This window comes from Shewanella sp. 11B5, from assembly GCF_002836795.1.
In the GTDB taxonomy this organism is placed as follows: Bacteria; Pseudomonadota; Gammaproteobacteria; order Enterobacterales; family Shewanellaceae; genus Shewanella; species Shewanella frigidimarina.
Genome location: NZ_PJAP01000136.1, coordinates 1 through 1198 on the forward strand (window position 1 = coordinate 1; position 1198 = coordinate 1198).

General features: G+C 43.3%; 1 protein-coding gene. It reads left to right on the forward strand.

Going from position 1 to position 1198, the window contains the following annotated elements; genetic code table 11:
* On the forward strand, window positions 1-849 hold an 849-nt coding region (locus tag CXF78_RS01140), incomplete at its 5' end, for a magnesium transporter (protein ID WP_145991305.1).
* Window positions 850-1198: the final 349 nt, after the last annotated feature.

Consider the following 1198-nt stretch of genomic DNA (forward strand, 5'->3'; position numbering starts at 1 on the left):
ACAACGGATACGTTATATGTCGTTGACCGCCAAGATCATGTTTTAGGCGGAGTAAGATTAGCCGATTTACTCACATGCGACCCAAGCGTAACCATCCGCAGTATTATGGACACAGAATTAGAAAGTATTCCTGTAGAGATGTCTGACAAAGATGTGGCTCAAAAATTTGAACGAATGGATTGGATATCTGCCCCTGTCGTTGACAGCCAAGCAAAATTACTTGGCCGAATTACTATCGATGACGTTATTGATGTGATCCGCGAAGATGCCGAACATTCAATGATGGGAATGGCTGGTATGGATGATGATGAAGATACCTTTGGGCCAGTGCTCAAAAGTACTCTAAGACGCTCTCTATGGCTGACCATCAATTTATTTGCTGCATTACTAGCCTCGTCTGTGAGTAATATGTTTGAAGGCACCTTGGAGCAATTTGCCACCATCGCGATTTTAATGACCATAGTACCAAGTATGGGTGGAGTTGCAGGCAATCAAACTTTAGCACTAGTGATCCGTGGTATTGCACTTGGGCATATTGGCCAAAGTAACTCGCGTTGGTTAATCGGCAAGGAACTAGGCATCGGATTATTGAACGGCATAATGTGGTCTATTTTGGTATTTTTTGCGGTATGGCTTTGGAAAGATGACATCGCATTAGGAGGGCTAATTGGCAGTGCCATGCTGATTAATATGACGGTAGCAGGCTTTGCTGGCGCCACCATCCCAATAATGTTAAAAAAATTAAATATAGACCCAGCGCTCGCAGGTGGCATGGTGTTAACCACAGTAACCGATGTCGTTGGCTTATTTGCATTTTTAGGCCTAGCCACACTATTTTTAATGAACTAGTTCATTGATTTAACGCTTACGTATCATGTCATCCGTAAATTGCGCAGCCTAGCGCAATTTTACGAACGTCGACGACGCTTCTATACGCATAAGGCTTTTTTCACACATAAACTCATTCACAGAGTGCTAAGCACTCTGATAACCTTTGCGGCCATATTCTCAGCCCCACTTTGTTAACGTTTCTCCAAGCATCAACTTGGAACAACTCACTCAACGATAACCTTGTATTCATCTTGTCATTAAGGTGACCTTTTTTTGCCATATTTGTCATCCATACTGCGCGACGACAATGACAACCGTAATGGGTTGTCGGCAGAGCACGCTCACCAAATTAGTGCAATTGCACCAA